Origin of the sequence: Micromonospora sp. WMMA2032 (genome assembly GCF_002688545.1) — a bacterium.
In the GTDB taxonomy this organism is placed as follows: domain Bacteria; phylum Actinomycetota; class Actinomycetes; order Mycobacteriales; family Micromonosporaceae; genus Micromonospora; species Micromonospora sediminicola.
Genome location: NZ_CP024052.1, coordinates 2,866,478 through 2,893,062 on the forward strand (window position 1 = coordinate 2,866,478; position 26,585 = coordinate 2,893,062).

23 protein-coding genes are annotated in these 26,585 nt (G+C 73.0%); 9 read left to right on the top strand and 14 right to left on the bottom strand.

Translation table 11 applies throughout. The features are described 5' to 3' along the window. Positions 1-37: 37 nt before the first annotated feature. From CO540_RS12670 to CO540_RS12685, 4 genes are all read left to right on the top strand, one after another. Positions 38-598, top strand: a complete 561-nt coding sequence (locus CO540_RS12670; RefSeq protein WP_099162188.1) for a peroxiredoxin — start codon at positions 38-40, stop codon at positions 596-598. A gap of 2 nt (positions 599-600) precedes the next feature. Then, entirely contained in the window at positions 601-1,131 is a 531-nt protein-coding gene (locus CO540_RS12675; RefSeq protein WP_091580544.1) for a carboxymuconolactone decarboxylase family protein, read from the top strand. Positions 1,132-1,293: 162 nt separating this feature from the next. Next, entirely contained in the window at positions 1,294-1,758 is a 465-nt protein-coding gene (locus CO540_RS12680) for a PRC-barrel domain-containing protein (RefSeq protein WP_098743379.1), read from the top strand. Positions 1,759-1,818: 60 nt separating this feature from the next. After that, positions 1,819-2,550, top strand: coding sequence for a tyrosine-protein phosphatase (locus CO540_RS12685; protein WP_172967838.1), 732 nt, complete (start codon positions 1,819-1,821; stop codon positions 2,548-2,550). Between the two features lie 85 nt (positions 2,551-2,635). Here CO540_RS12685 and CO540_RS12690 read toward each other — a convergent pair whose 3' ends face one another. Both CO540_RS12690 and CO540_RS12695 read right to left on the bottom strand, forming a co-directional pair. Continuing rightward, positions 2,636-3,733, bottom strand: coding sequence for a branched-chain amino acid aminotransferase (locus CO540_RS12690; RefSeq protein WP_099162189.1), 1,098 nt, complete (start codon positions 3,731-3,733; stop codon positions 2,636-2,638). A gap of 189 nt (positions 3,734-3,922) precedes the next feature. Next, positions 3,923-4,954: a 3-isopropylmalate dehydrogenase gene (locus CO540_RS12695; RefSeq protein ID WP_099162190.1), complete on the bottom strand. Its 1,032-nt coding sequence runs from the start codon at positions 4,952-4,954 to the stop codon at positions 3,923-3,925. 220 nt (positions 4,955-5,174) lie between these two features. Here CO540_RS12695 and CO540_RS12700 point away from each other — a divergent pair, with 220 nt between their 5' ends. Both CO540_RS12700 and CO540_RS12705 read left to right on the top strand, forming a co-directional pair. After that, a complete protein-coding gene (locus CO540_RS12700) occupies positions 5,175-6,047 on the top strand; it encodes an FAD:protein FMN transferase (RefSeq protein ID WP_099164734.1) in 873 nt (290 codons plus the stop codon). Between the two features lie 333 nt (positions 6,048-6,380). Then, entirely contained in the window at positions 6,381-6,737 is a 357-nt protein-coding gene (locus CO540_RS12705) for a hypothetical protein (RefSeq protein ID WP_172967839.1), read from the top strand. A 60-nt stretch (positions 6,738-6,797) separates the two neighbouring features. Here CO540_RS12705 and serA read toward each other — a convergent pair whose 3' ends face one another. The 5 genes from serA to CO540_RS12730 all read right to left on the bottom strand — a co-directional run bounded on the left by serA (position 6,798) and on the right by CO540_RS12730 (position 14,895). Beyond that, positions 6,798-8,396 carry a phosphoglycerate dehydrogenase gene (gene serA / locus CO540_RS12710; RefSeq protein ID WP_091580569.1) on the bottom strand — a complete coding sequence of 533 codons (1,599 nt, stop codon included), beginning with the start codon at positions 8,394-8,396 and terminating at the stop codon, positions 6,798-6,800. Positions 8,397-8,711: 315 nt separating this feature from the next. Further along, positions 8,712-9,725, bottom strand: coding sequence for a ketol-acid reductoisomerase (ilvC, locus tag CO540_RS12715; protein ID WP_099162191.1), 1,014 nt, complete (start codon positions 9,723-9,725; stop codon positions 8,712-8,714). A 58-nt stretch (positions 9,726-9,783) separates the two neighbouring features. Continuing rightward, on the bottom strand, positions 9,784-10,299 hold the full coding sequence (ilvN, locus tag CO540_RS12720; protein WP_099162192.1) for an acetolactate synthase small subunit: 516 nt from the start codon (positions 10,297-10,299) through the stop codon (positions 9,784-9,786). Positions 10,300-10,360: 61 nt separating this feature from the next. Further along, positions 10,361-12,280: an acetolactate synthase large subunit gene (locus CO540_RS12725; RefSeq protein ID WP_099162193.1), complete on the bottom strand. Its 1,920-nt coding sequence runs from the start codon at positions 12,278-12,280 to the stop codon at positions 10,361-10,363. Positions 12,281-12,459: 179 nt separating this feature from the next. Continuing rightward, positions 12,460-14,895: a bifunctional diguanylate cyclase/phosphodiesterase gene (locus CO540_RS12730; protein ID WP_099162194.1), complete on the bottom strand. Its 2,436-nt coding sequence runs from the start codon at positions 14,893-14,895 to the stop codon at positions 12,460-12,462. A gap of 110 nt (positions 14,896-15,005) precedes the next feature. Here CO540_RS12730 and ilvD point away from each other — a divergent pair, with 110 nt between their 5' ends. Next, positions 15,006-16,853, top strand: coding sequence for a dihydroxy-acid dehydratase (ilvD, locus tag CO540_RS12735; protein ID WP_099162195.1), 1,848 nt, complete (start codon positions 15,006-15,008; stop codon positions 16,851-16,853). Positions 16,854-16,930: 77 nt separating this feature from the next. Then, a complete protein-coding gene (locus CO540_RS12740; RefSeq protein WP_253866639.1) occupies positions 16,931-17,653 on the top strand; it encodes a hypothetical protein in 723 nt (240 codons plus the stop codon). Positions 17,654-17,747: 94 nt separating this feature from the next. Here the strand turns inward: CO540_RS12740 and CO540_RS30360 are convergent, their stop codons facing one another. From CO540_RS30360 to CO540_RS12750, 3 genes are all read right to left on the bottom strand, one after another. Next, the gene (locus tag CO540_RS30360) at positions 17,748-17,921 is read right to left on the bottom strand and encodes a hypothetical protein (RefSeq protein WP_172967840.1); all 174 of its coding nucleotides are present in this window, start codon (positions 17,919-17,921) and stop codon (positions 17,748-17,750) included. 160 nt (positions 17,922-18,081) lie between these two features. Next, positions 18,082-19,476 carry a stress response protein gene (locus CO540_RS12745; protein WP_099162196.1) on the bottom strand — a complete coding sequence of 465 codons (1,395 nt, stop codon included), beginning with the start codon at positions 19,474-19,476 and terminating at the stop codon, positions 18,082-18,084. A 226-nt stretch (positions 19,477-19,702) separates the two neighbouring features. Beyond that, on the bottom strand, positions 19,703-20,407 hold the full coding sequence (locus CO540_RS12750) for a TetR/AcrR family transcriptional regulator C-terminal domain-containing protein (RefSeq protein WP_099162197.1): 705 nt from the start codon (positions 20,405-20,407) through the stop codon (positions 19,703-19,705). A gap of 86 nt (positions 20,408-20,493) precedes the next feature. Between CO540_RS12750 and CO540_RS12755 the strand changes: the two genes are divergently transcribed. Beyond that, on the top strand, positions 20,494-21,168 hold the full coding sequence (locus CO540_RS12755) for a DUF4386 domain-containing protein (RefSeq protein ID WP_099162198.1): 675 nt from the start codon (positions 20,494-20,496) through the stop codon (positions 21,166-21,168). Here the strand turns inward: CO540_RS12755 and CO540_RS12760 are convergent. The 4 genes from CO540_RS12760 to CO540_RS12775 form a co-directional block, all read right to left on the bottom strand. Then, positions 21,165-22,856 (bottom strand): SulP family inorganic anion transporter, encoded by a 1,692-nt coding sequence (locus tag CO540_RS12760; protein ID WP_099162199.1) that lies wholly within the window; start codon positions 22,854-22,856, stop codon positions 21,165-21,167. The genes CO540_RS12755 and CO540_RS12760 overlap by 4 nt on opposite strands. Then, positions 22,853-23,191, bottom strand: coding sequence for a helix-turn-helix transcriptional regulator (locus tag CO540_RS12765; RefSeq protein ID WP_013284484.1), 339 nt, complete (start codon positions 23,189-23,191; stop codon positions 22,853-22,855). The genes CO540_RS12760 and CO540_RS12765 overlap by 4 nt, the downstream gene beginning before the upstream one ends. A 77-nt stretch (positions 23,192-23,268) precedes the next feature. Beyond that, on the bottom strand, positions 23,269-25,716 hold the full coding sequence (locus CO540_RS12770) for a glycoside hydrolase family 2 protein (protein ID WP_099162200.1): 2,448 nt from the start codon (positions 25,714-25,716) through the stop codon (positions 23,269-23,271). Beyond that, positions 25,713-26,555, bottom strand: a complete 843-nt coding sequence (locus CO540_RS12775; protein WP_172968022.1) for a carbohydrate ABC transporter permease — start codon at positions 26,553-26,555, stop codon at positions 25,713-25,715. Before CO540_RS12775 ends, CO540_RS12770 begins: the two co-directional genes overlap by 4 nt. Positions 26,556-26,585: the final 30 nt, after the last annotated feature.

Here is a 26,585-nt window from a genome sequence, read left to right on the forward strand (position 1 = left end):
CGGGCCACCCGCACCCGGCCACTGTCAAGGAGGACCCGTGCTCACTGTCGGTGACCACTTCCCCGAGTACGAACTCACCGCCTGCGTCTCGCTCGACGCCGACAAGGCGTTCGAGACGATCCACCACAAGTCCCACGAGGGCCAGTGGCGCGTCGTCTTCTTCTGGCCGAAGGACTTCACCTTCATCTGCCCGACCGAGATCGCCGAGTTCGGCCGCCTCAACGGCGAGTTCGCCGACCGGGACGCCCAGGTGCTCGGCGTCTCCGTGGACAACGAGTTCGTCCACTACGCGTGGCGCAAGGACCACCCGGACCTGCGCGAGCTGCCCTTCCCGATGCTGAGCGACATCAAGCGCGAGCTGACCGAGGCCTGCGGCGTGCTCGGCGCCGACGGCGTCGCGCAGCGGGCCACCTTCATCGTGGACCCGAACAACGAGATCCAGTTCGCCATGGTGACCGCCGGTTCGGTCGGCCGTAACGTCTCCGAGGTGCTGCGGGTGCTCGACGCGCTGCAGACCGACGAGCTGTGCCCGTGCAACTGGAACAAGGGCAGCGCGACGCTGGACGCCAACGCGCTCCTCGCCGGCGCCGGGGCCTGACGATGGGTCTGGACGCGGTCAAGGCGGCCCTGCCCGACTACGCCAAGGACATCCGGCTCAACCTGAGCTCCACCATCACCACCTCGACGCTCAAGCCGGAACAGGCCTGGGGCACGGCCCTGGCCTGCGCGGTGGCGTCCCGCAACCCGGTGGTGCTGCGGGAGATCGCCGCCGAGGCGGCCGGTCACCTCACGCCCGAGGCGGTCGAGGCCGCCAAGGGCGCGGCGGCGGTGATGGCCATGAACAACGTCTACTACCGGGCCAAGCACCTGATCGGCGACGACCAGTACGCGTCGCTGCCGGCCCGGCTGCGGATGCAGATCATCGCCCGCCCGGGCGTGGAGAAGACCGACTTCGAGCTGTGGTGCCTGGCCGTCTCCGCGATCACCGGCTGCGGCGTCTGCCTGGAGTCGCACGAGAAGACGCTGCGCGCGGCCGGCTTCAGCCGCGACCAGGTGCACGAGGGGCTGCGGATCGCCGCCGTCGTGCACGCCGCCGCGGTGACCCTCGACGCGGAGGCCGCGCTGGCCTGACCGGCCGTACGACCGCCACTCCGAGGGCCGGCGCCGCGAGTCGCGGCGCCGGCCCTCGGCGGTTCCGGAGGGTTGGCAAGCCGGCCAACGGGTAGGAATTCGCGGGACAGCATGACTTTCACTCCCTTGACGACTGGGACAGTCGGGACAGGAGTTACCCCTATGGACAGGCTCGACCCGCACACCACGCACGGCGCCACCGACCCGGTCCTCGACGGCGGCCAGGGCGCCCACGCCGGCGGCGCGCCCGCCGGCGCGTTCGACCCGTGGCGCTACCGCGACGAGGCCGGGGTGGCCAGCGCGGACCTCACCGGCTACAAGGTGGAGGCCACCGACGGCAGCATCGGCAAGATCGACAAGGCCAGCCACGAGGTGGACGACAGCTACCTGGTGGTCGACACCGGCCCGTGGATCTTCGGCAAGAAGGTCATGCTGCCGGCCGGCACCGTGAACCACGTCGACCACGACGAGCGGAAGGTCCACGTCGACCGGGACAAGGACCAGATCAAGGCCGCCCCGGAGTACGACGAGGCCAACCACGCCGACCCGGCCTACCGGGACAGGCTCGGCGGCTACTACGGCGAGAACCACTCCGCGCTGCCGCCGGACGGCCCGGCCCGGATCTGACACCCGGTGCACGGCCGGCGGGGGCTTCCAGACGCCCCGCCGGCCGTTACCGTGTCAGGGGTGGATGCCCCGGAGACACCCTTCCCCGCGTTGTTCAACTTCCGCGACGTCGGCGGCTACCGCGCCCGCGACGGGCGCACCGTCCGGCGCCGCCGGCTCTACCGCTCCGACTCGCTGCACCGCATCGACGAGACCGACCGGGCCGCGTTCACCGCGCTCGGCATCCGCACGGTGATCGACCTGCGCCGCCCGACCGAGGTGGAACGCGACGGCCGGGTGCCGGCCTACGACGGGCTCGCCTACCGGCACATCCACCCCGAGCACGAGGACTGGGCCGCGCGGCAGTTCGAGTCCTCCGGCGTCAGCCTGGCCCGCTACCTCGCCGACCGCTACGCCGACCTGGCCCGCACCGGCACCGCCGGGCTGGCCGAGGCGATCGGCCTGATCGCCGACAGCGCCAACGCGCCGGTGGTGGTGCACTGCGTCGCCGGCAAGGACCGCACCGGCATCGTCTGCGCGCTGACGCTCGCCGTGCTGGGCGTGCCGGACGACGACGTCGTCGCGGACTACGCGTTGAGCACCGCCGCGTCCGAGCGGTTCAGCGCCTGGGTCCGGGCCACCCTGCCGGACGCGGAGGAGGTCCCACCGCCGTTCCTGGCCTCCCCGGCCGAGGCGATGGAGCTGTTCCTGGCCGAGCTGCGCGCCGGCTACGGCTCGATCGAGGGCTACCTGACCCACGCCGGCGTCACCGAGGCCCAACTGGCCGCCCTCCGCACCCACCTCCTGGAGTGACCCTCCCCGCCCGGTAGGAAGGGGAACGGCCGGCGCCCGTCGGGAGACGGGGCCGGCCGTGGTGGTGGGTCGGGCGGTGGGTGGGTCAGAGGACCCGGGTGACCCAGCCGTGGCGGTCCTCGGCGCGGCCGCGCTGGATGTCGACGAGCTTCTGCCGCAGCGCCATGGTGGTCCGGCCCGGCTCACCGCCGCCGATGAGGAACTCGCCGTCCGGGAAGCGCACGCCGCCGATCGGGGTGATCACCGCGGCGGTGCCGCAGGCGAAGACCTCGCGCAGCCGGCCGCTGGCGGCGTCCGCCTGCCAGTCGGCGAAGCCGACCGGCTGCTCCCGCACCTCGTGCCCGGCCTCGGCGGCCAGGGTCAGGACCGCGTCGCGGGTGATGCCCGGCAGGATCGTGCCGCCCAGCGGCGGCGTGACCAGCGTGCCGTCGTCGTAGACGAAGAAGACGTTCATGCCGCCCAGCTCGTCGACGAACCGCCGCTCCACCGCGTCCAGGAAGACCACCTGGTCGCAGCCGGCCTCGATCGCCTCGGCCTGGGCCGCCAGCGAGGCGGCGTAGTTGCCGCCGCACTTGGCCGCGCCGGTGCCACCGGGCGCCGCCCGGGTGTAGTCCGGGGAGACCCACACCGTCACCGGCTTCACCCCGCCGGCGAAGTAGGCGCCGGCCGGCGAGGCGATGACGCAGTAGAGGTATTCGTTGGCCGGGCGCACCCCGAGGAAGACCTCGCTGGCGAACATGAACGGGCGCAGGTAGAGGCTGGCGTCCTCGTGCTCCGGGATCCACTCCTGGTCGATCTCGACCAGCCGGCGCAGCGACTCGACGAACGTCTCCGGCGGCAGTTCCGGCATGGCCAGGCGGCGGGCGGAAGCGGCGAACCGGGCCGCGTTGGCCTCCGGACGGAACATCGTCACCGCGCCGTCGCCGGTCCGGTACGCCTTCAGGCCCTCGAAGATCTCCTGCGCGTAGTGCAGCACCGCGGCGGCCGGGTCCATCGGGATCGGCGCCCGCGCCTCGATGCGGGCGTCGTACCAGCCCTTGCCCTCGGCGTAGCGCACGATCACCATGTGGTCGGTGAACACCCGGCCGAAGCCCGGGTTCGCCAGCAGGGCGGCCCGGTCGGCGGCGGATACCGGCGCGGGATTCGGACGGATCTCGAAATCGAGCTTGTCACCACCGCTCATCGCGCTGACCTCCCTGCGGGTCCCACGGCGTACGGGATCGCACGCCGCCGTCACTGGTGCCAGAAACTTACCCCGAACGGTCGTTCAGCGGATAGTTCCGCCCCGGCACATCGACGATGCCAATCGGCCGGAGCTGGCCCGGAAACGGGTCTGGCGGCCCGGAACCGGGCCGCCACGGGAACGGCCCGGTCAGGCTACGGCGTACCCGGCGAGCCGGTCGCCGACCTCCTCGGTGCGCAGTGGCGCGCCGGGCGTGCGCCCGGCCAGCTCGGTGGCGACGGCGGCGGTGACCCGCGCGGCGGCGTCGGCGTGGCCGAGCTGGTCGAGCAGCAGCGCGGCGGAGAGCACGGCGGCCACCGGGTCGGCGACGCCCTTGCCGGCGATGTCCGGCGCGGAGCCGTGCACCGGCTCGAACATCGACGGGTAGCGCCCCTCCGGGTTGATGCAGCCGCTGGCGGCCAGCCCGATGCCGCCGGTCACGGCGGCGGCGATGTCGGTGAGGATGTCGCCGAACAGGTTGTCGGTCACCACCACGTCGTAGCGGGACGGGTTGGTCACCAGGAACATCGCGGCGGCGTCGACGTGCTGGTACTCCGTGGCCACGTCGGGGTGCTCGGCGGCCACCTGGGCGAAGGCCCGCGACCAGAGCGAGCCGGCGTGGGTGAGCACGTTGGTCTTGTGCACCAGGGTGACCTTGCGGCGCTCGCGACGGCCGGCCCGGGCGAACGCGTCCCGGATCACCCGCTCGACGCCGTGCCGGGTGTTCAGGCTCTCCTCGGTGGCCACCTCGGCGGGGGTGTCCCGGTGCAGCGTGCCGCCGGCGCCCGCGTACAGCCCCTCGGTGCCCTCGCGGACCACCACGAGGTCGACCTCGCCGGGCTTGACCGCGGCCAGCGGGCCGGTCACGCCGGGCCAGAGCCGGGACGGGCGGAGGTTGACGTACTGGTCGAAGGCGAAGCGGAGCTTGAGCAGCAGCCCCCGCTCCAGCACGCCCGGCGGCACGGTCGGGTCGCCGACCGCGCCGAGCAGGATGGCGTCGTGCCCGGCCAGCTCGCCGAGGACCGCGTCGGGGAGCACCTCGCCGGTGCGGTGCCAGCGGGCGGCGCCCAGGTCGTACTCGGTCGCCTCGATCCCGGGCAGCACCGCGTCGAGGACCTTGCGGGCCTGCCCGACCACCTCGGGACCGATGCCGTCGCCGGCCACCACCGCGATGCGTGCCACCTGACGCTCCTCACCTCGACGTTCTGCGCAACCGTACGTCGGCGTCCCGGCCCCCGGTACGAGTCTTCCACCATCCGGGACGAGCCGATGCACAGCAGGCTCCCAGCCGGCATTCATGGTGCGGTCATCTCCACTGCTTATGGTCGGGTCGACCGGGTCGACGGGGGTCCGGGACCGGCATCGCCGCACCGCGGCGGCGGCCAGCGAGGGGGCGGGTGTCATGCGGATCGACCAGCGGCGGGCCCACTGGGCGGACGAGCAACCCCGGACCCGCTGGGTCGACCAGACCGCGTTCCACCACCCCCGCCCGGACCTGCGCCTGGGGGCGCGCAGCCACCGGGTGGAGCGGGCCGGCGGCGGCGCGTACGACCGGATCAGCGTCCGGCACACCGTGCACACCTCCACCGCCGAGTACACCCTGCTGATCAACGCGCCCGACTGGCTGGGCCACCGGATCGTCGGCGAGGCGCTCCGGGACGCCGTCGCGGAACTGCGCGCCGTCGACCTCACCTACGGTCCGAACCAGCCGGACAGCCTGGTCTCGCGGCTGCGCCGGGACGAGATCAGCCCCGACTCGTACCCGCCGTTGGCCGATCTGGTGGACCGCTGCGCCGCGATGCGGGCGGCGACCGACGGCTGGTTCGACGCCTGGGCGGTGCCGGGCGGCTTCGATCCCGGCGGCCTGCTCGGCGGCTGGACGGTGGAGCGGGCCGCGGCGCGGCTGCGCGCCGCCGGCATCCACGACTACGCCGTGCTCAGCGGCGCCGACCTGACGGTACGCGGGCACGCCGCGCACGGCGGACCGTGGCGGGTCGCGGTGCACCACCCCACGGACACCCGCCGGGCGCCGCTGGTGCTGGAGATGACCGCCGGCGCGGTCGGCACGTCCGGGGTCACCGGCCGGCGCGGGCACGTCGTCGACCCGCACACCGGGGAGCCGACCGACCGCCTCGCGGCGGCCACCGTGGTGGGCCCGGACCTGGCCGTCGCCGACGCCTACGCCACCGCCCTGTACGCCGCCGGCCCGGCCGGCCTGGCCTGGTTCCGCACCGGATCGGACTACCGCCCGCTCTTCGCGCACCACCGGCGCTGAGGCGCCACCGCGCCCCGTTCTCGCATCCGGGGTGCGGGCCGCGATCGGCCCCCACGGTCTCGGCAACGACCGTGGGGGCCGGTCAGCGACGAGTGCGCGTGGCTCGCGCATTCGAGGGGTGCGGGCCGACAGGCCGGACGCCCGACCACGCCACCCGAAGACGGGCCGGAAATCGACTCAGCCGGAAACCGCACCGGTACGCTAGCGAATCGACGCAACTCGACGCAAGAGTCTCCACAGCGGACCCTCCGTCACCGTGTCGGCAATCAGCAGGTGGACCGGCGGGGCGGGGCAGAAGTGACGTGGGCCGCCCGGGATGGCACGCTGTCCGCCGTGAGTTTCGATCTGAGCGTGTGGGCCCTGCCGAACGGGGCGACACCGGAGCAGGTGCGGGCGGCGGTGCAGCGGTGCCGCGAGGGCCGGCACGGCGAGCAGCACCCGGACCCGCGGGTGGTCGGCTTCTACCGGGCGATCACGGCGAGCTATCCCGACCGTCCCGCCCGGCCGGGCACGCCGTGGGAGGTCGCGCCGCTGCACGCGGCCGCCGACCACGTCGAGATGAACCTGTACCCCACCTGCCCGGACCAGGTCCTGCTGGACATCGAGCGGCTGGCCGGCGAGCACGACCTGATGCTGTTCGACGCGCAGGACGGCTCGGTCTACCCGCCCCCGGCCCGCGTCCGCTCCTGATCCCGGGAACGACGAAGGGCCCGGCCGGTTCGGCCGGGCCCCGTTCCGTCTGCGTCCGGACTACTCGTCGCGCAGGTCGGCGGCGCTGGCCGCGACCGCACCGATCGAGTCGGCCGCGGAGGTGAGCAGGTCGGCGCCGAGCGCCTGGTCGACGGTGAGCGTCATCAGCGTCTCACCGCCGGCCTCCCGCCGGGCCACCTGCATGGCGGCGATGTTGACGCCGGCCTCGCCGAGCAGCGTGCCGACCGTGCCGACCACGCCGGGCCGGTCGACGTAGCGCAGGAAGACCAGGATGCCCTCCGCGCCGATCTCGACGTCGAAGCCGTCCACCTCGGTCAGCTTGAGCACGTCGCGGGCGCCGGTGTGGGTCACCGTGCCGGAGACCCGCACGGTCCGCCCGTCCGGCAGCGCGCCGCGCACGGTCACCAGGTTCGGGTGGTCGATCGTCTCGGCCGGCGTGGCGAGCGTGACCTCGACACCCCGCTCGGCGGCCAGGTGTGGCGCGTTGACGTAGGTGACCTGCTCCTCCACCACGGAGCTGAACAGCCCCTTGGTGGCGGCGAGCTTGAGCACCGACACGTCGTGGGTGGCGATCTCGCCGCGCACCTCGACGGTGACGCTGGCGGCCACGCCGCCGGCCAGGGCGGTGAAGGCCCGGCCCAGCTTCTCGGCCAGCGGCAGCAGCGGGCGGACGTCCTCGGCGACCACGCCGCCGGCCTGCACGTTGACCGCGTCCGGCACGAACTCGCCCTGGAGCGCCAGCTTGACGCTCTTCGCCACCGCCAGGCCGGCCTTGTCCTGCGCCTCGTTGGTGGAGGCGCCCAGGTGCGGGGTGGCGACCACGTTGTCGAAGGCGAACAGCGGCGAGGAGGTGCACGGCTCCTTCGCGTACACGTCGACGCCGGCGCCGGCGACCCGGCCCTCCGCGATCGCGTCGGCCAGGGCCTGCTCGTCGACCAGACCGCCGCGGGCCGCGTTGACGATCCGGACGCCCGGCTTGACGATCGCCAGCTCCTTCTCGCCGATCAGGCCGACCGTCTCCGGCGTCTTCGGCAGGTGGATCGAGATGAAGTCGCTCTCGCGCAGCAGCTCCTCCAGCCCGACCAGGCGGACGCCGAGCTGCGCGGCGCGGGCCGGCTGGATGTACGGGTCGTACGCGATCATCCGGGTCCCGAAGGCGGCGATGCGCTGGGCGAAGAGGACGCCGATGCGGCCGAGCCCGACCACGCCCACGGTCTTGCCCTGGATCTCCACGCCGGTGTACTTGGACCGCTTCCACTCGCCGGCCTTGAGCGCGGCGCTGGCGCTGGCGGTGTTGCGGGCGACCGCGAGCAGCAGCGCGACGGCCTGCTCGGCGGCGGAGACGATGTTGGAGGTGGGAGCGTTGACCACCATGACGCCCCGCGCGGTGGCGGCGGGCACCTCGACGTTGTCCAGGCCGACGCCGGCCCGGGCGACCACCTTCAGGCGCGGCGCGGCGGCGATCGCCTCGGCGTCGATCTGGGTGGCGCTGCGTACGATCACCGCGTCGGCCTCGGAGAGGGCGGAGAGCAGTGCCGGTCGGTCGGTGCCGTCCACGTGACGCACGTCGAAGTCGTGCGCGAGCACCTCGATGGCGGCGGGTGCGAGTTCTTCGGCGATCAGTACGACAGGATTCATCGGTCCTCGTAGACGCTCGGTATCGGTTCGGCCCGGGGGCGTCGGGACGCCGCGCTGCGCCCTGCGCCGAGCCGTGCCATGGCCGTCGGGTGCGCCGGGGCACCACACCAAGGATGGTAGGGGGCGGCCCGCCCTCCGCGTCCCGGACCGCGGGGTGAGCGCCCTCACACAGGCCCGTCGCACGCCCGACATCCCCCGTTCACCGGGGCGGGACGGGACGAGGCGTTGCTCACCGCGTCCCAGCACGTGAACGGCCGCGGCCCGCGGCCCGACGCCGGGGAGAGCGTCGGGTCGCGGGCCGCGTGGAGAGTTGGCTCAGGCGGTCTCGGTGATGGGCCGGTCGACCCAGCTCATCATGGCCCGCAGCTTCTGGCCGGTCTCCTCGATCGGGTGCGCCGCGCCCTCGGCCCGCCACTTGGCGAAGTTCGGCCGGCCGGCCTCGTCCTCGGCCACCCACTCGCGGGCGAACTCGCCGGACTGGATCTCGCCGAGGATCTTGCGCATCTCCTCCTTGACCCGGGAGTCGACGACGCGCGGGCCGCGGGACAGGTCGCCGTACTCGGCGGTGTCGGAGATGCTGTAGCGCATCCGGGCGATGCCGCCCTCGTACATCAGGTCGACGATGAGCTTCAGCTCGTGCAGGCACTCGAAGTAGGCCACCTCGGGCGCGTAGCCGGCCTCGGTGAGCACCTCGAAACCGGTCTGCACCAGCGCCGCCGCGCCGCCGCAGAGCACCGCCTGCTCGCCGAAGAGGTCGGTCTCGGTCTCCTCGGTGAACGTGGTCCGGATCGCGCCGGCCCGGGTGCCGCCGATCGCCTTGGCGTACGCCAGCGCGAGGGCGAAGGCGTTGCCGCTGGCGTCCTGCTCGACGGCGACCAGGCAGGGCACGCCCTTGCCGTCGACGTACTGGCGGCGGACCAGGTGACCGGGGCCCTTCGGGGCGACCATCGCCACGTCCACGTCGGCCGGCGGCGTGATCAGGCCGTACCGGATGTTGAAGCCGTGCCCGAAGAACAGCGCCTTGCCCGGCGCCAGGTTCGGCGCGATGGCGTCGGCGTAGAGGCCACGCTGGGCGGTGTCCGGCGCCAGGATCATGATCACGTCGGCCTCGGCCGCCGCCTCGGCCGGGCTGAGCACCCGCAGGCCCTGCTCCTCGGCCTTGGGCCGGCTCTTCGACCCGGTCGGCAGGCCGATCACCACGTCGACGCCGGAGTCGCGCAGCGACAGCGCGTGCGCGTGCCCCTGGCTGCCGTACCCGATCACGGCGACCTTGCGGCCCTGGATCAGGCCCAGGTCGGCGTCGTCGTCGTAGAACACCTCAACGCTCATTGACTTCCCTTTCGTACGGCGGTGCCCGTCGGCCCGTCGAAAAACTGGTGGGTACGGATCAGGCGGCGCGCAGCGCCGGGCCGGCGGTGATGGCGCGGGAGCCGCGCCCGATGGCGACGGTCCCGGACTGGACCATCTCCTTGATGCCGAACGGCTCCAGGTCGCGCAGCAGCGCGTCGAGCTTGTCCGGCGTGCCGGTGGCCTCGATGGTCAGCGTGTCCGGCGCGACGTCGACCACCCGGGCGCGGAACAGGCCGACCGTCTCCAGCACCTGGGCCCGGGCGGAGCGGTCCGCGCGGACCTTGACCAGCAGCAGCTCCCGGGCCACCGAGACCTGCGGGTCCAGCTCGACGATCTTGAGTACGTTGACCAGCTTGTTGAGCTGCTTGGTCACCTGCTCCAGCGGCGAGGACTCCGCGTTGACCACGATGGTGATGCGGGAGACGTCCGGGTTCTCGGTCTCGCCCACGGCGAGGCTGTCGATGTTGAAGCCGCGCCGGGAGAACAGCCCGGAGACCCGGGCGAGGACACCCGGCTTGTTCTCCACCAGCACGGACAGCGTGTGCATCGTCATGGCTGTGCCTTCCTCGTCATGCCCTCATGGCCCTCGCTGCGCTCGGTGCATTCGGTCATGACTACAGCTCGTCCTCGTCGAACGCGGGGCGCACACCCCTGGCGAACATGATCTCGTCGTTGCTGGTGCCGGCGGCCACCATCGGCCAGACCATCGCGTCCTTGCCGACCACGAAGTCGATGACCACCGGCGCGTCGGTGATCGCCATCGCCGCCTCGATGGTCTTGTCCACGTCGGCGGCGTTCTCGCAGCGCAGCCCGACGCAGCCGAGCGCCTCGGCGAGCTTGACGAAGTCCGGGATGCGGTGCTTGTGGGTGCCCAGCTCGGTGTTGGAGTAGCGCTCCCCGTAGAACAGGGTCTGCCACTGCCGCACCATGCCGAGGTTGCCGTTGTTGATCACGGCGATCTTGATCGGGATGCCCTCCAGCGCGCAGGTCGCCAACTCCTGGTTGGTCATCTGGAAGCAGCCGTCACCGTCCACCGCCCACACCGTGGTCTCGGGCCGGCCGACCTTCGCCCCCATCGCCGCCGGCACGGCATAGCCCATGGTGCCCAGGCCGCCGGAGTTGAGCCAGGTGTTCGGCTTCTCGTACGAGATGAACTGGCTGGCCCACATCTGGTGCTGGCCGACGCCGGCCACGTAGACCGCGTCCGGGCCGACGATCTCCCCCAGCCGCTTGATCACGTACTGCGGGGCGAGCGTGCCGTCGGCCGGCTCCTCGAACCCGAGCGGGTAACGCTCGCGCAGGTCGTCGAGCTGGGTCCACCAGTCCGCCAGGTCGGCGGCCGGGTGGGCGGCGTGCTCGGCGGTGACGGCCGCGATCAGCTCGTCGATGACGTGCCGCGCGTCGCCCACGATCGGGACGTCGGCGTGCCGGTTCTTGCCGATCTCGGCCGGGTCGATGTCGGCGTGCACCACCGCGGCGTCCGGCGCGAACGAGTCCAGCTTGCCGGTCACCCGGTCGTCGAAGCGCGCGCCCAGCGCCACGATCAGGTCCGCCTTCTGCAGGCCGTAGACCGCGGCGACGGTGCCGTGCATGCCGGGCATGCCCAGGTGCTGGCGGTGCGAGTCGGGGAACGCGCCGAGCGCCATCAGCGTGGTGACCACCGGGATCCCGGTCAGCTCGGCCAGCCGGCGCAGCCCCTCGGTGGCGCCGGCCTTGAGCACGCCGCCGCCGACGTAGAGCACCGGGCGGCGGGCCGAGGTCATCAGCCGGGCCGCCTCGCGGATCTGCTTGCCGTGCGGGTGCAGCGTGGGCCGGTAGCCGGGCAGGTCCAGGGTGGGCGGCCAGGCGAAGGTGGCCGGCGCCTGGAGCACGTCCTTGGGGATGTCGACCAGCACCGGGCCGGGCCGGCCGGTCGAGGCCAGGTGGAACGCCTCGGCCAGCACCCGGGGGATCTCGTCCGGGGTCTGCACCAGGAAGTTGTGCTTGGTGATCGGCAGCGTGATGCCCTGGATGTCGGCCTCCTGGAAGGCGTCCGTGCCGATCGACGGCCGGGCCACCTGACCGGTGATCGCCACCATCGGCACCGAGTCCATGTAGGCGTCGGCGATCGGGGTGACCAGGTTGGTCGCGCCCGGACCGGAGGTGGCGATGCAGACGCCGACCCGGCCGGTGGCCTGCGCGTAGCCGGTGGCCGCGTGCCCGGCGCCCTGCTCGTGGCGGACCAGGATGTGCCGGACCGTCGAGTCGTAGAGCGGGTCGTACGCGGGCAGGATCGCGCCGCCGGGGATGCCGAAGACCACGTCGACGCCGAGCGCCTCCAGCGACCGCACCAGCGAGCCGGCGCCGGAGACCTGCGCGGTGGCGGGCTGCCGTACGGGCGCGGCGGGGGTGTCCGCGCCGGCCGGGACGGCCCGGCTGCCGGCGGGGGCGGCACCGCGCGGGGCGGGAGCGTGGTCGGGGTCGCCGGCCGCGCCGGCGCCCGGGCGGGCTCGTCGGGCGGAGTGGGCGAGGGTCTCTGGCGTGGGTCTCGTCATGGCGGTTCAGGCCTTCGGCTGTGAGTGGGTGACGCGGTTGTCAGGATGGGACGCGGACGTCCCGGCGATGGTCCGACGGCAACAAAAAAGCCCACGTGCAGGATGCACGGGGCCAGCGCACTCTCGGGGGAGAGTGCGCTCAGGTAAGTACTCGCAGCGACCGGTTCGACGACATGCGGTCAAGCCTGACGCATCTCACGCGATGAGTCAACTGATCCCACATTCTGGTTCACGGACGTGGGCGTGTCGCCTGCCGGCGCCCCTTCCGCGCCGCTCGCCACCTGCGGTGATCCCTCCATCGGGGGACGCGGGGCGGGCGGGTTGTTGCGCAGCCGGGGCAGCAACGGTGACGGGGTGCGCACCGGTGGGGGCGGCGGCGCGGGCGGGACCGAGGTGGGCCGGTTGCCGGGCGCGGTGGCCGCCTCCAGCATCGCCTCCAGGTGCTCGGCGGGCACGCCCCAGCCGAAGAGCGCGCCCTGGCCGAACCGGCAGCCGGCGGCCACCACGGCGGCCAGCTCCGTCGGGTTGGTGACGCCCTCGGCGATCACCTCCAGCCCGAGCTGGTGGCCGAGGCGCATGACGATGTCGACCATCGGGGCGAACGCCGGCCCGTCCCGGCCGATCGGCCGCACCGGCTCGTGCTCGGCTACCAGACTGTGGTCGATCTTGAGGATGTCGATCGGCAGCCGGCGCAACTGCCCGAGCGAGGAGTAGCCGGCGCCGAAGTCGTCCAGCGCGATCCGGACGCCGGTCAGCCGCAGGGCGGTCAGCCGCCGGATCAACTCGTCCAGGTCGGTGGCGACGGCGTGCTCGGTCACCTCCAGCACCAGTCGCTGCGGCGGCACGTGGTGCGCGCGCAGCGCGTCGGCGACCTGGACCACGTACTCCGGGGCGTGCAGCTCGCGCGGCGAGACGTTCACCGACACCCAGACGTCGTGCCCGTCGGCCAGCCACCGGGAGAGCTGGTAGCAGGCCTGATGCAGCACCCAGGCGCCGAGCTTGGCGATCATGCCGCACTCCTCGGCGAGCGGGATGAACTCGTCCGGCCGCACGTTGCCCAGCTCCGGGTGGTGCCAGCGCAGCAGCGCCTCGGCGCCGACCGGGCGCACCGAGGGCAGCGAGGCCACCGGCTGGAAGACCAGCCGCAGCTCGTCGCGCTCGATCGCGCCGCGCAACTCGTGCTCCAGCCGGGTGCGCCGGCTCAGCAACTGGTCGTACGTGGCGTCGTAGCGCTCGATCCGGTTCTTGCCGCGCTGCTTGGCGTAGCGCAGCGCCAGGTCGGCGTTGCGTAGCAGCAGCTCGACGTCGTGGTCGCCACGACTGCCGGCCACGCCGATGCTGACCGACAGGAAGACCGGGCCGTCGGCCTCCTCGTACGGCCGGCCGAGCACCCCGAGCAGGCGGTCCGCCACCGGCCCGGGCTCGGCCGACCCGTGCATCAGCACCGCGAACTCGTCCCCGCCGAGCCGGGCGGCCAGATCACCCGGGCGCAGGTTGCCGCGCAGCCGCCGGCCCACCTCGGCCAGCACCGCGTCGCCGACGTCGTGCCCGCGCATGTCGTTGACGTTCTTGAAGCCGTCCAGGTCGAGCCCGAGCAGCACGCAGGGCGTGCCCGCCTCGGCGCAGCGGTGCAGGGCGCGCAGCAGCCCGCGCCGGTTGGCCAGGCCGGTGAGCGGGTCGGTGTGCGCCAGCTCGCGGAAGTGCGCCTCCCGCTCGGCCAGCCGGACGGCGTAGCCGCGGACGTCGTTGAGGGCCAGGTACTGCCGGGCCACCAGCGCGAACCCCTCGACACTGCCGGCCATGATCCCGTAACCGTCGAACCGGCCGCCCTGCAACAGGTGGTACATCGCGGAGGCGGCGATGGCGAACATCGGCGCGAAGGCGTACTCGCCGTCGCGGCGGATGAGATCGACGTCGAGCTGCGTCAGGTCGGCCCGGCGCCCGGCGACGGCGGTGGCCAGCAGGCCGGCGGCGGTCGTCGTGGCGCCGGCCACCAGCATGCCCGGCCCGCCCTGGCAGAGCCCGGCGGAGACGCCGAGCCCGCCGACCGTCACCGCGATCGCCCCGGCCCCGAGCAGGGTCAGCCAACCGCGCGGCGGGGCGACGCGCAGCACCAGGATCAGCGTCAGCCCGGCGGTGAGCGCCGCGCTGACCGTGGCCAGCAGGATGGGCAGGCAGGCGGCCGGGGTGGTGCCACCGAGCAGCCGGGCCGGCTCGCTGACCGCCACCCAGCCGACGAACCAGAGCGCGGCGGCCATGATCAGGCCGTCGAGCAGCAGCCGGGCGGTGGCGGCACGGGTCGCGGCCGCGCCGGGCAGCCGGAGCAGGGCCGCGCCGAGGCCGAGCGCGGCGACCGTGGTGCCCACCGCGACCAGCGTCGCCCACCCGGTGCGCTGGCCCTGCCGGTGCGCCCAGTGGTCCCCGGCGACCAGCAGACCACCGAGGCCGAGGAGCAGGCTCAGCAGTGCGGCGCCGGCGGCGACGGCCAGCAGCAGGTGGGCCTGCCGCCGGGGGCCGGTGCGCCGGCGGGCGGACACGGCGAGCAGCGCGGCGGCGGCGGTCGCGACGGAGCCGCTCAGCACCGCGACGGTGACCATCCCCGGGGACGACTGCACGCGTCAACTCTGCCGGATCCGCGCCCTCCGTGGGGCACCGGGTGTGCAACTGTTGGGACACAGGGTGCACGGCGGGGGGTCGCCGCGCGGGCGGTGTCAGACTGGTAGTCATGCCTGAGCTGCGGTCGAGGACATCAACCCACGGTCGGACGATGGCCGGCGCCCGGGCCCTCTGGCGGGCCACCGGGATGACCGACGACGACTTCGGCAAGCCGATCGTCGCCATCGCGAACAGTTTCACCCAGTTCGTACCCGGTCACGTCCACCTCAAGGACCTCGGCGGCCTGGTCGCCGACGCGGTGGCCGAGGCCGGCGGCGTCGGCCGGGAGTTCAACACCATCGCGGTGGACGACGGCATCGCCATGGGCCACGGCGGCATGCTCTACTCGCTGCCCAGCCGGGAGCTGATCGCCGACGCGGTCGAATACATGGTCAACGCGCACTGCGCGGACGCCCTGGTCTGCATCTCCAACTGCGACAAGATCACCCCCGGCATGCTGCTGGCCGCGCTGCGGCTCAACATCCCCACCGTCTTCGTCTCCGGCGGCCCGATGGAGGCCGGCAAGACGGTGGCGATCGAGGGCGTCGTCCACTCCAAGATCGACCTGATCGACGCGATGATCGCCTCCTCCAACGAGGCGGTCACCGACGACCAGCTCGGCGAGATCGAGCGTTCCGCGTGCCCGACCTGCGGCTCCTGCTCCGGCATGTTCACCGCCAACTCGATGAACTGCCTCACCGAGGCGATCGGCCTGGCACTGCCCGGCAACGGGTCGACGCTGGCCACCCACACCGCGCGCCGGTCGCTCTTCGTCGAGGCCGGCCGCACCGCCGTGGAGATCGCCAAGCGGTGGTACGAGGAGGACGACGCCTCGGTGCTGCCCCGCGCGATCGCCGGCCGGGCCGCGTTCGAGAACGCGGTCGCGCTCGACGTGGCCATGGGCGGCTCCACCAACACGATCCTGCACCTGCTCGCCGCCGCCCGCGAGGCGGAGCTGGACTTCCAGGTGGCCGACATCGACGCCATCTCCCGGCGGGTGCCGTGCCTGGCCAAGGTCGCGCCGAACTCCCCGGACTACCACATGGAGGACGTGCACCGGGCCGGTGGCATCCCCGCCATCCTCGGCGAGCTGGACCGCGCCGGCCTGCTGCGCCGCGACGTGCGGGCGGTGCACTCCCTCGACCTCGACCGGTGGCTCGCCGACTGGGACGTGCGCGGCGGATCGGCCACGCGAGAGGCGGTCGAGCTGTTCCACGCCGCGCCCGGCGGGGTGCGCACCACCGAGCCGTTCTCCACCACCAACCGCTGGTCGTCGCTCGACACCGACGCGGCCGGCGGCTGCATCCGCGACCGCGAACACGCCTACAGCGCGGACGGCGGGCTGGCCATCCTGCACGGCAACCTGGCGCCGGACGGCTGCGTGGTGAAGACCGCCGGGGTGCCCGAGGAGTGCCTGACGTTCCGCGGGCCAGCGAAGGTCTACGAGTCGCAGGACGACGCGGTGACCGCCATCCTCGCCAAGGAGGTCGTCGCCGGGGACGTGGTGGTGATCCGCTACGAGGGCCCGAAGGGCGGCCCCGGCATGCAGGAGATGCTCTACCCGACCTCGTTCCTCAAGGGCCGGGGGCTGGGCCGCGCCTGCGCGCTGCTCACCGACGGCCGCTTCTCCGGCGGCACGTCCGGGCTGTCCATCGGGCACGTCTCCCCGGAGGCGGCCTCCGGTGGCCTGATCGCGCTGGTGCGCGACGGCGACGAGATCGTCATCGACATCCCGGGCCGGTCCATCGAGCTGAACGTGCCGGCCGACGAGCTGACCGCGCGGCGGGTGGCGGAGGAGAAGCGGGACCGCCCGTACACCCCGACCGACCGGCAGCGCCCGGTGTCGGCGGCGCTGCGCGCGTACGCGTCGATGGCGACCTCGGCCAGCGACGGCGCCTACCGCCGCGTGCCCGAGTAAGGAAGGGCCCCCTGTTAACGCCTCCGGTAGAGGAGGGGCCCCCTGTTAACGCCACGCCGCCGGTAGGGTCCGGCGGCGTGGAGACGACGGTGAGTTACGCGCGACTGGTCCGACCGGCGGTCGACCGGGTCTACGTGGGCGCCCGCTGGGCGGCCCGCCCCCGGATGGAGGCGTTCTACGCCGAGCGCGGCTGCGAACTCGGCGCCGAGAACAGCTTCTTCTCCGGCGTGCTGGCCCGGCCGATGCCCGCCGAGGCGCTCGCCGACGGCCTCGCCTACGGCGACGGCAACATGAGCCGGGAGCTGGAGCAGGGCATCTTCGTCCGGGACGACGCGGGCGCCTGGCACCTCACCGACCTGGGGCGGGAACTGGTGCTGTTCGCGCAGCGGGCCACCGGCGAGGCCGCCGAACAGAAGTGGGGCATGCTGCCCGGGGTGCTGCCCGGCCTGGTCGTCGTGCCCCGGCTCGCCGAGCTGGTCGGCCGGGTGCTGGCGCACGCCCAGGCCACCGGCGGGCCGGCGTTCCGGGCCATGTCCCCGCCGTACGAGCCGGAAGGCGCGTCCCCCGCGCTGCTGCTGGTGACCCGGCTGGGCTCGCTGCGCCACCACCGCGCGGACGCGCACCGGGCCGCGTGGCGGGCCGCCGGGCTGACCGCCGACGGGATCCGCGCGCTGCCGGACGGCCCGGAACGCGCGGCGATCGAGGCGGACACCGACCGCCGCGACGAACCGGCGTACGCGGTGCTCACCGAGGCCGAGCGCTGGGAACTGCTGGCCGGCCTCGCCGCACTCCCCAACTAGGGCTCTCGGCCCTCACAACCGTTGGGTGGAACGTCATGGGTGTCAAACGGGGCCGTAAACACCCATGACGTTCCACCCAAGGCGCGGCGGCGCGTCAGGACTGGGTGGGGTCCTCCTCGGCCGGGGCGGTGCCGTCTATCGGCAGGCCGAACTCAGCCGGTGAGTTCTCGTCGGTTCCGTCCAGGTCCGCGTGCGGCTCGTCCGGGGTGACGTCGTCGGGGTCGGCGCCTCCGGCGTGCAGTTCGGACAGCTCAACCGGATCAGTCATGCCGTGCTGGTACCCGTCCGGCGCCGCCCGAACCCGCCCGGCCGCTGGCCGCCGAGCGACCGCGCCTGTCCGTCAGGGTCAGACCGTCTTCCAGGTCGTCGACCAGGCCCGGCCGGGTAGAGGCCCAGCCGACCGACCTCACATGGGCGGAACGGTGGGGTCACTCGCCGGAGCGGTCCGGGGCACCGGAGCCGCCGGGCGTTTCCTGGGTGTCGAACTCGGGGCTGTCCTGGGAGGAGATGGCGGTGGAGACGAGGCTGGAGGCGACCGGCTGTACGGGAATCACGTCCTCCGACGTACGCAACCGGGGCGGCGCGGGCATCCACGGCTTCAGGTTCTGGATGATCTGCTCGTAGAAGTCGTCGATGGCGTGCAGCACGGAGTCGATGAAGGCGCCCCGACCGCTGCCACGCTTGGTTCCCGCGGCCGTGCTCTGAGCGATGCGGAATGCCCGCAGTTCGCGCGAGGGGTCGCTGATGAGCGTCGTCGGCTCGGCGCGGATCTGGCGGAGGAGATCGGTGGCGCCGCCGCCTCGGGCGTGCATCGCGAATGCCTCGATCCGGACCGTGTCCGGCGCGTCCTTCAGTTGACGGACCAGCCAGTTCACCCGGGTTGTCGGCCGGCCAGACCGTGGGGCGTCGACATCGACGTGGCAGACGATCTGCCCTGCCCGCAGATCGGCGGTGACGTGAAGGTGGCCGACCGCACCCGGAATCCGGATGCTGCCGGTCAGGGTGCCGGCACTGGCGAGTTGGTTGGCGAGCGACTGGGTGCGCGCGGCCGGATCGGCGAGGTCGCGGCGGCTCAGCGCGGGAGTCACGTCGGTGCCGAGCCGTCGACCGAGTCGGAGGCACGCGTAACGGATCAGGGCGTCGAAGCGTCCGGCGACCTGCGCTGCCGCACCGTCGCCCGCCCGCAGTGTCCCGGCAGACACCCCATCCCGAACCTGCACCCACGCCGGCCCCATGTCGCTGAACTCAAGAGCGCCCGAGCGCGGGTGTTCGAGGTATCGGATCAACTCGCCCAGAACCCATGCCTGATCCGGGTCGGCGACGCCGCGGTATTCCTTCTGAATGACCGCCTGGGTGAGGATCTCCGTCCAGGGCAAATGGTACAGGGCGACCTTGCGGAGTTTCCGCCGGTCGACGGTCGTCGGGTGCTGCCCCGGGACGGGGGCGATCTCGTTGGAGATCGTGATGAGGGCGTCGAATCCCTGCTCCCGTGCGATGTCCAGATAGGCTTCCAACTGCTCGGACCGCAGCGGGTTACTGCCGGTCTTCACCTCCACGAGTGCGGTCCACTGGCGTTGTCCCCTGGTGACGCGAATGAGACCGTCCGGGAAGAGCTGCTGGTTTCCGAGTTTGAAGGGCACCTCGATGAAGGTCTGCACCACTCCGGCCGGCGCGCCGACGGACTGAGTCAGGACACGTCCGAATTCCCGGACTGCGCTCATCACCGCCAGCAGGGCGGAGGTCGCCCGGCGTTCCTGCTCCTCCGCGCCGTTGATCCCGGAAGTGGGGATCAGGCGGGCCGCGAGCCAGGTTTCCTCAGACATAAAGTGACTCCTCGTGAATGCGGTGGTACGAGAAGTTACTCGCGGGCCCGGCCGGAAAGCGGCGCGACAGTTGGCGCGTACGAACGGAAAGAGTTGACCAGTCGGATGTCGAGCGATCCGTCCCGGTCGAAACCCGAATGCCGGACGGATAGCCCGTGTCATCAATTCGGCTCTGGTCGGCTTATCAGTCCGATACCTGACTGCGAATGGCGTTCCACCGACGGACTCAGGCATGCGGTCGGTGTCGTTCCAGGCCGTCGAAGAGCAGGTCGAGGGTGAACTCGAACTCGGTCTGACTGTCGCACCACCCGAGGGTGGGATCCGCCACGTCGTGCGTCTCGGCGGCCACCATCGCGGCCAGGTGCGGCAACCGTTCGGCCAGCGCCACCAACTCGGCCTCCGCCGCGTCCGCGTCGGCCTCCCCGCCCGCATCGGGCCGGAACACCTCCTGCGCGAAGCCGAGCGCCAGGCTGCCGAAGGCGTGCAGCGCCCGGTGGGCGATCCGGTACGAGAATCCGCCGTCGACGAGGGTGGCGAGGATCCCGTCGTAGTAGACGTACACCCCGGCGGGGACTGTCGGGCGGGAGCTGAGCAGCGCCGGGGCCCACGGGTGCCGCAGCATGACGGCACGCGCGGCGAGGAAGCGCAGTCGCAGCCGGGTCCGCCAGTCGGCGCCGGGCGCGTCCGCCTCGGCAAGCTCGGCGGCTGAGGTGATCTCCGCGGCGACGGCGTCCACGAGGCCGTCGAGCAGTCCGGCCTTGCCGGGCAGGTGGTGGTAGAGCGACATGGCCTCGACGCCGAGTTCGGCGGCGAGCCGGCGCATCGTCAGCGCGGCCATCCCCTCGGCGTCGACCAGGCCGATCGCGCTGGCCAAGGCTCGCTCGCGGCTCAGCGGCTCCCGAGGCTTCCTCGCTCCCATCCGGCTTCCCATCTCCCCTTGACCTTACAACGTATGGTTGGCCTTACGACGTAAGGCGACCCCCGCCACGGCACGTCGATCACCCCCGAGGAGCCGCCATGCACCAGCTGATCCGTACCGCCCGCGTGACCGGGCTGTTCTACCTCGGGCTCGCCGTCACCGGCGCGCTGGGGTTCCTCACCGTCCGGCCGATGATCTTCGACGCCGACGACGTGGGCACGACGCTCGCCAACCTGGTGGCCCACGAGTCGCTGGCACGCGCCGGCATCGCGCTCGAACTGCTGGTCGTCCTCACCCAGACGCTCACCGCCGTCTGGTTCTACCGGCTGTTCCGCACTGTCGACGGCACCGCCGCGGGCAGCATCGCCGCCTTCGGGCTCGTCAACGCCGTCGCGATCCTCGGCAGCGCCGCCGTGCTCGCGACGGCTCTGCAGGCTGCGACCGGCGGGCCGGGCGACGCCGGCACCGTCCAGTTGCTCTACCTGGTCAGCGGAAACCTGTGGGAGGTGGGCGGCCTCTTCTTCGGCCTCTGGCTGGTACCGATGGGCTGGTGCGTGCTCCGGTCGGGCTGGCTGCCCCGGCCGCTGGGCTGGGTCCTCGTCGCCGGCGGCGTCGGCTACGTGCTCATGACGTTCGTCGCCTACCTCGCCCCCGGCGCCGGTGTGGCGGGCGATCTGCTGGTGGTGCCCGCCACGGTGGGCGAGGTGTGGATCCTCGGCTACCTGATCGTCTTCGGCGTGCGCAGGCGGGCGCTCGAAGGGACGGACGCCTAGGCCGGGCTCGCGGCGAGGGCGACGCCCCGGGCGTACCGGATGGCGGCCGGGGTGTCCGGGAACACCAGGCCCTCGCGGCGCAGCTCGTCGGCGACGCCGAGTGCGCTGAGCACCTGGTCGTGGCCCGGGGTGATGCCGGAGAGCAGCACCGTGATCCCCCGGGCGCGCAGCCGGGCGACGGCGTCGCCGAGCACCTGGGCGCCGGTCGCGTCGATGGTGGAGACGCGGGACATCCGCAGGATCACCACCCGTACGTCGGCCACCTCGGCCAGCTCCAGCAGGAAGGTGTGCGCGGCGGCGAAGAAGAGCGGCCCGTCCAGCCGGTACGCGACGATGTGCTCGGCGAGCAGCGCATGCTCCTCGGCGCTGTGCTCGCCGGTGTCCAGCGGCACCTGTTCCAGCCTGGCGCTGCGGGCCACCGCACGCAGCGCCAGGACGACCGCCACGGCGAGCCCGACGACCACAGCGGTCACCAGGTCCCAGATCACCGTGACGGCGAACGTCAGCACCAGCACCACCGCGTCGGCCCGGGTGGCCCGCATCAGCGCCAGTAGGGAGGCCGCCTCCACCATCCGGACCGTGGTGGCGAGCAGCACCCCGGCCAGCGCGGCCAGCGGGATGCGGCCGACCAGCGGAGCGGCGGCGAGCACGATCGCGGCGAGGGCGACCGCGTGGGTGAGCGCGGCGAGCTTCGAGGACGCACCGGCGCGCACGTTCACCGCCGTACGGGCGATGGCGGCGGTCGCCGGGATGCCGCCGAAGACCGGGGAGGCGAGGTTGGCCACGCCCTGGCCGAACAGTTCCCGGTCCGGGTCGTGCCGCTCGCCGACGGTCATGCCGTCCGCCACCGTGGCGGAGAGCAGGCTCTCCAGGGCGGCGAGCGCGGCCACGGCGAGGGCGCTCGGCAGCAGGACGCCCAGCGCGCCGAGGTCCACGAAGTCCAGCGACGGCGCGGGCAGCCCCTGCGGCAGCTCGCCGATCCGGGCCAGGTCGATCGGGGCCAGCTCGGCGAGAACCGTCGCGGCGGCCACCCCGACCAGGGAGAACGGCACGGCGGGCCGCCACCGGCCGCCGAGCAGCATCAGCGCCGCCACGCCGAGCGCCACGGCGATCGCGGCGGGGCGGGGATGCGCGGCGAACCGGGCGACCGCGTCGGCGGCCACCGCCCACACCTTCTGCCCGTGTGCGCCGGCGACGCCGAGCGCGGCCGGCACCTGTTGCAGCGCGATCACCACGGCGATGCCAGCGGTGAAGCCCTCGATCACCGGGGCCGGCAGGTAGCGCACGTACCGGCCGAGGCGGGCCAGTGCGAGCGCGATCAGGATCAGCCCGGCCAGCGCGCCGACCATCAGCACGCCACCGGCGCCGAACTGCTGCACCACCGGCACCAGCACGACGGTCATCGCCCCGGTGGGGCCGGAGACCTGGAGGTTGGAGCCGCCGAAGACCGCCGCGACCGCTCCGGCGACGACGGCGGTGACCAGACCGGCCTGCGCGCCGAGCCCGGAGGTGACGCCGAAGGCCAGCGCCAGCGGTAGCGCCACCACGGCGACAGTGAGCCCGGCGAGCAGGTCACGCCGGGGCGAGCGGCGCACGGCCGCCCAGTCGGCCCGGCCGGGCAGCAGCCCGCCGAACAGCCGGCCCGCCTGCCGGACGAGGTCACCGGCACGAAGGGCCGCCGCGCTCACCGGTCCGTCCCCGAGGCCCGCAGCTCGTCCAGCAGGGCGTCCCGGTCGGTGAGGACCGCGCCGAGGATGCGCCGCCCGGCGGCGAGCAGGTCGGCCACGTCGGGGGTGCTGAGCGCGTACATCACCAGCGGGCCGTCCCGGTACGAGGTGACCATGCCGGCGCGGCGCAGCACGGCGAGCTGCTGGGAGAGGTTGGACGCCTCCACGTCGATGGCGGCCAGCAGGTCGCGGACCGGCTTCGGCCCGTCCTGGAGCAGCTCGAGCACCCGGATGCGCACCGGGTGCCCGAGGGTGCGGAACAGCTCCGCCTTGGCCTGGTACAGCGGCACCGACACGACTCGCCCCTCCGACGACTTCGAAGACTTTAGCACTTGCAGAAGTCTTCAAGTCATCGGAGATGGGGGTGACCGCCTCAGAGCACGTCGTTGACGCAGCGCAGCACCGGGCGGCGGGTGAGCGCGTCGGCGTCGAGCGGGCCCGACGCGTGCACGGTGAACGTCGCGCTCTCCCCCGGCAGCAGCGTCACCAGGGCCCGATCCACCTGCGCGGCCGGCTCGAGGCGGTCCGGGAACAGCGTCAGGTCGCGCAGCACCGTGCGGGCCGTCACCCGGACCCGCCGTCCGCCGTCCGCCGGCTCGACCGTCGCGTCCCAGTCCGCCGCCGGCCACTCGACGTCGCGGTCCTCGGCGAAGAACCACAGCGCCCGCTCCGCGGTGTCGCCGGCCTCCGCGACCAGCAGCTCGCGGCGCGCCTCGTCCGGCCGCGCCAGCTCCGCCGGCAGCGGCAGCACCACCGAGGAGTACGCCGGGACGTCGAGGTCGACCGAGGTCTTCGCCCTCGGCTCCCCGGCCAGGGTGAGCCGGGTGACCGTGGCCGGCGCGGTCCACGCCCGCCCGGTCTCGTTCACCGCCACCAGCGCCAGCCCACCGTCGCGCGGCTGCACGGTGAGCAGCCGGTCGGCGTAGGCGCGGCGCAGCGCGTACCACAGGGGTTTGCGGCGGCCGTCGCCGTCGACGGCGGCCCAGGACGTGACCGGCCAGCAGTCGTTGAGCTGCCACACGATGGTGCCGGTGCAGACCGGCCGGTGCGAGCGGAAGTGCTCGACGCCGAGTTGGATGGCGCGGGCCTGGTTGAGCTGGGTGAGGTAGTGCCAGTCGTCGAAGTCGGCGGGCGGCGGCAGGTGGGCGTCGAGCCCGCGCTGGAGCTTCCGGTCCCCGTCGGCCGCCTTCTGGTGGTGGGCCATGCCCGGTGAGTCGTGCGCCAGCGGCTCGTCCGAGATGGACCGGCGCAGCGTCGCGTACGCGGGGGGCGCCTGGTAGCCGAACTCGGCGACGAAGCGCGGCACGTACTCGCGGTACTTGGTGTAGTCGTCGTCGTTCCAGACGTCCCAGATGTGCATGGTGCCGTGCGCCGGGTCGTTGGGGTGGATGTCGTCGCTGCCCGACCAGGGGCTGCCCGGCCAGTACGGGACGGTCGGGTCCAGCTCGCCGACGGTCGCGGGCAGCAGCTCCAGGTAGTAGCCGCGCCCCCAGGTGCGCCCGGCGAGCGGCTCCTGCCAGTCCCAGTCGTGCCAGCCCCAGATGTTCTCGTTGTTGCCGGTCCAGAGCACCAGCGACGGGTGGCCGGCGAGCCGGGTCACCTGTTCCCGCGCCTCCGCCTCGACCTCGGTGCGGAACGGCTCCTCCTCCGGGTACGCCGCGCAGGCGAACAGGAAGTCCTGCTGCACCAGCAGCCCCGCCTCGTCGGCCAGCTCGTAGAAGTCCTCCGACTCGTAGCGACCGCCGCCCCAGATCCGCAGCAGGTTGACGTTGGCCCCGAGGGCCTGGTCGAACCGCTGCGCCAGCCGGGCCCGGGTGACCCGGTTGGGGAATGCGTCGTCGGGGATCCAGTTGACCCCCTTGACGAAGATCGGGACGTCGTTGACGTGCAGCGTGAACGGGGTGCCGTGCGCGTCGGGCGTGGTGTCCAGGCGCACCGAGCGGAAGCCGATCCGGCGGGACGCGGTGTCCAGGTCCCGGCCGTCGGCCGCGCGCAGGGTCACGTCGAGGTCGTGCAGCGGCTGCTCGCCGTACCCGACCGGCCACCACAGCGCGGGGTCGTCGACGGTGAGGGTGAGCACGGCGGCCCGCTCCCCCGCCGGCACCGTCACCTCGGCGGCGACGCCGGCGACCGTGGCGTGGACGGTCAGCGGCTCGTCGCGGGCCCGCTCCACCTCGACGTGCAGCTCCACCCGGCCGACGCCGCCGTCGACCGTGACGAGCGGCCGGACGGTCGCCAGCCGGGCGGCGGACCAGGCGTGCAGGCCGATCTGCTGCCAGATGCCGGCGGTGACCACGGTCGGTCCCCAGTCCCAGCCGAAGTTGCAGGCGGTCTTGCGGATGAAGTGGAACGGCTCCGGGTACGCGTTCGGCCGGTCGCCGAGCCGGTCCCGGTGGGCCTCGGCGTAGCGGTACGGCGAGTCGAAGCGTACGGCGAGGGTGTTGTCGCCCGGACGCAGCAGCGACCGGACGTCGAACCGGTAGGAGCGGTGCTGGTTCTCGGTGCGCCCGACCTCGACGCCGTTGAGCGTGACCGTTGCGACCGTGTCCAGGCCGGCGCAGGCCAGGTCGACCCGGTCGTCGCCGCCGGGCTCGTGGTGGAACGTGGTCCGGTAGACCCAGTCGGTGCGCCCGATCCAGGTGAGCCGGTTCTCGTTGTCGTCGAGGTACGGGTCGGGGATGAGCCCGGCGGCGAGCAGGTCGGTGTGCACGCACCCGGGCACGGTCGCCGGCACCTCGACCCCGGCGATCTCCGACGGCACCTGCGGGCCGGGCAGGGCCCGCAGCGTCCAGCCCTCGTGCAGCAGCGTGGGACGGCTCACGACTTCACCGCGCCTTCCATGATTCCGCGGACGATCTGGCGTCCACCGATGAACAGCATGAGCAGCAGGGGGATGGTGGCGATGAACGCGCCGGCCAGCACCCGCCGGTAGATCACGTAGTTGCCGCTGGCCAGGTCGGAGACCGCGACCATCGAGGTGGGGAAGTCGGTGCCGCTGAGCGTGATCAGCGGCCACTGGAAGTCGTTCCAGGTGGCGACGAACGTGAGCAGGCCGAGAACCGCCAGGGCCGGACGGATCGCGGGCAGCACGATGGTGCCGTACACCCGCATGGTCGTGGCGCCGTCGACCCGGGCCGACTCGACCAGCTCGTCCGGGACGGTGTTGACGATGAACTGCCGCATGTAGAACACGCCGAACGCGGTGACCAGGCCGGGCGCGATGACCGCGAGCAGGGTCCCGTTCCAGCCGAGCTTGCCCATCACGATGTAGAGCGCGACGATGCCGAGCTGGTTCGGCACGGTCAGCGTGAGCACCACGAAGAGCATCAGCGCGTTGCTGCCCTTGAACCGCAGCTTGGCGAAGGCGAAGCCGGCGAGCGAGCAGAAGAACAGCACCGAGGCGGTCACCACGGTCGAGACGATGACGCTGTTGACCAGCGACGCGGCGAAGTAGACGTCCTGGAGGGAGAAGACCTCGTCGACGTTGGTCAGGAACCGGTCACCGGGGACGATCGCCGGGGGGAGCTTGGCCAGCGCCTCGTCGTTGCTGGTGGCGATGACGAACATCCAGTAGAGCGGGAACGCGGCGAACAGCATGCTGACCGCGAGGAGCAGGTAGGTCCAGAGCCCGGCCGGGGTGTCCTGCGGCGCCCGGGCCATGGCGCGCCGCTTGCGGCGGACCGGCGGGGA

Excerpts from the sequence above, each read along its gene's own strand:
- ilvN (WP_099162192.1), bottom strand. The coding sequence starts at position 10,299 with ATGACGATGCACACGCTGTCCGTGCTGGTGGAGAACAAGCCGGGTGTC.
- ilvC (WP_099162191.1), bottom strand. The coding sequence starts at position 9,725 with ATGAGCGTTGAGGTGTTCTACGACGACGACGCCGACCTGGGCCTGATC.
- CO540_RS30360 (WP_172967840.1), bottom strand. The coding sequence starts at position 17,921 with ATGACTGATCCGGTTGAGCTGTCCGAACTGCACGCCGGAGGCGCCGAC.
- ilvD (WP_099162195.1), top strand. The coding sequence starts at position 15,006 with ATGCCTGAGCTGCGGTCGAGGACATCAACCCACGGTCGGACGATGGCC.
- CO540_RS12750 (WP_099162197.1), bottom strand. The coding sequence starts at position 20,407 with ATGGGAAGCCGGATGGGAGCGAGGAAGCCTCGGGAGCCGCTGAGCCGC.
- serA (WP_091580569.1), bottom strand. The coding sequence starts at position 8,396 with ATGAATCCTGTCGTACTGATCGCCGAAGAACTCGCACCCGCCGCCATC.
- CO540_RS12775 (WP_172968022.1), bottom strand. The coding sequence starts at position 26,555 with ATGGCCCGGGCGCCGCAGGACACCCCGGCCGGGCTCTGGACCTACCTG.
- CO540_RS12690 (WP_099162189.1), bottom strand. The coding sequence starts at position 3,733 with ATGAGCGGTGGTGACAAGCTCGATTTCGAGATCCGTCCGAATCCCGCG.
- CO540_RS12675 (WP_091580544.1), top strand. The coding sequence starts at position 601 with ATGGGTCTGGACGCGGTCAAGGCGGCCCTGCCCGACTACGCCAAGGAC.
- CO540_RS12725 (WP_099162193.1), bottom strand. The coding sequence starts at position 12,280 with ATGACGAGACCCACGCCAGAGACCCTCGCCCACTCCGCCCGACGAGCC.
- CO540_RS12680 (WP_098743379.1), top strand. The coding sequence starts at position 1,294 with ATGGACAGGCTCGACCCGCACACCACGCACGGCGCCACCGACCCGGTC.
- CO540_RS12745 (WP_099162196.1), bottom strand. The coding sequence starts at position 19,476 with ATGTCTGAGGAAACCTGGCTCGCGGCCCGCCTGATCCCCACTTCCGGG.
- CO540_RS12755 (WP_099162198.1), top strand. The coding sequence starts at position 20,494 with ATGCACCAGCTGATCCGTACCGCCCGCGTGACCGGGCTGTTCTACCTC.
- CO540_RS12700 (WP_099164734.1), top strand. The coding sequence starts at position 5,175 with ATGCGGATCGACCAGCGGCGGGCCCACTGGGCGGACGAGCAACCCCGG.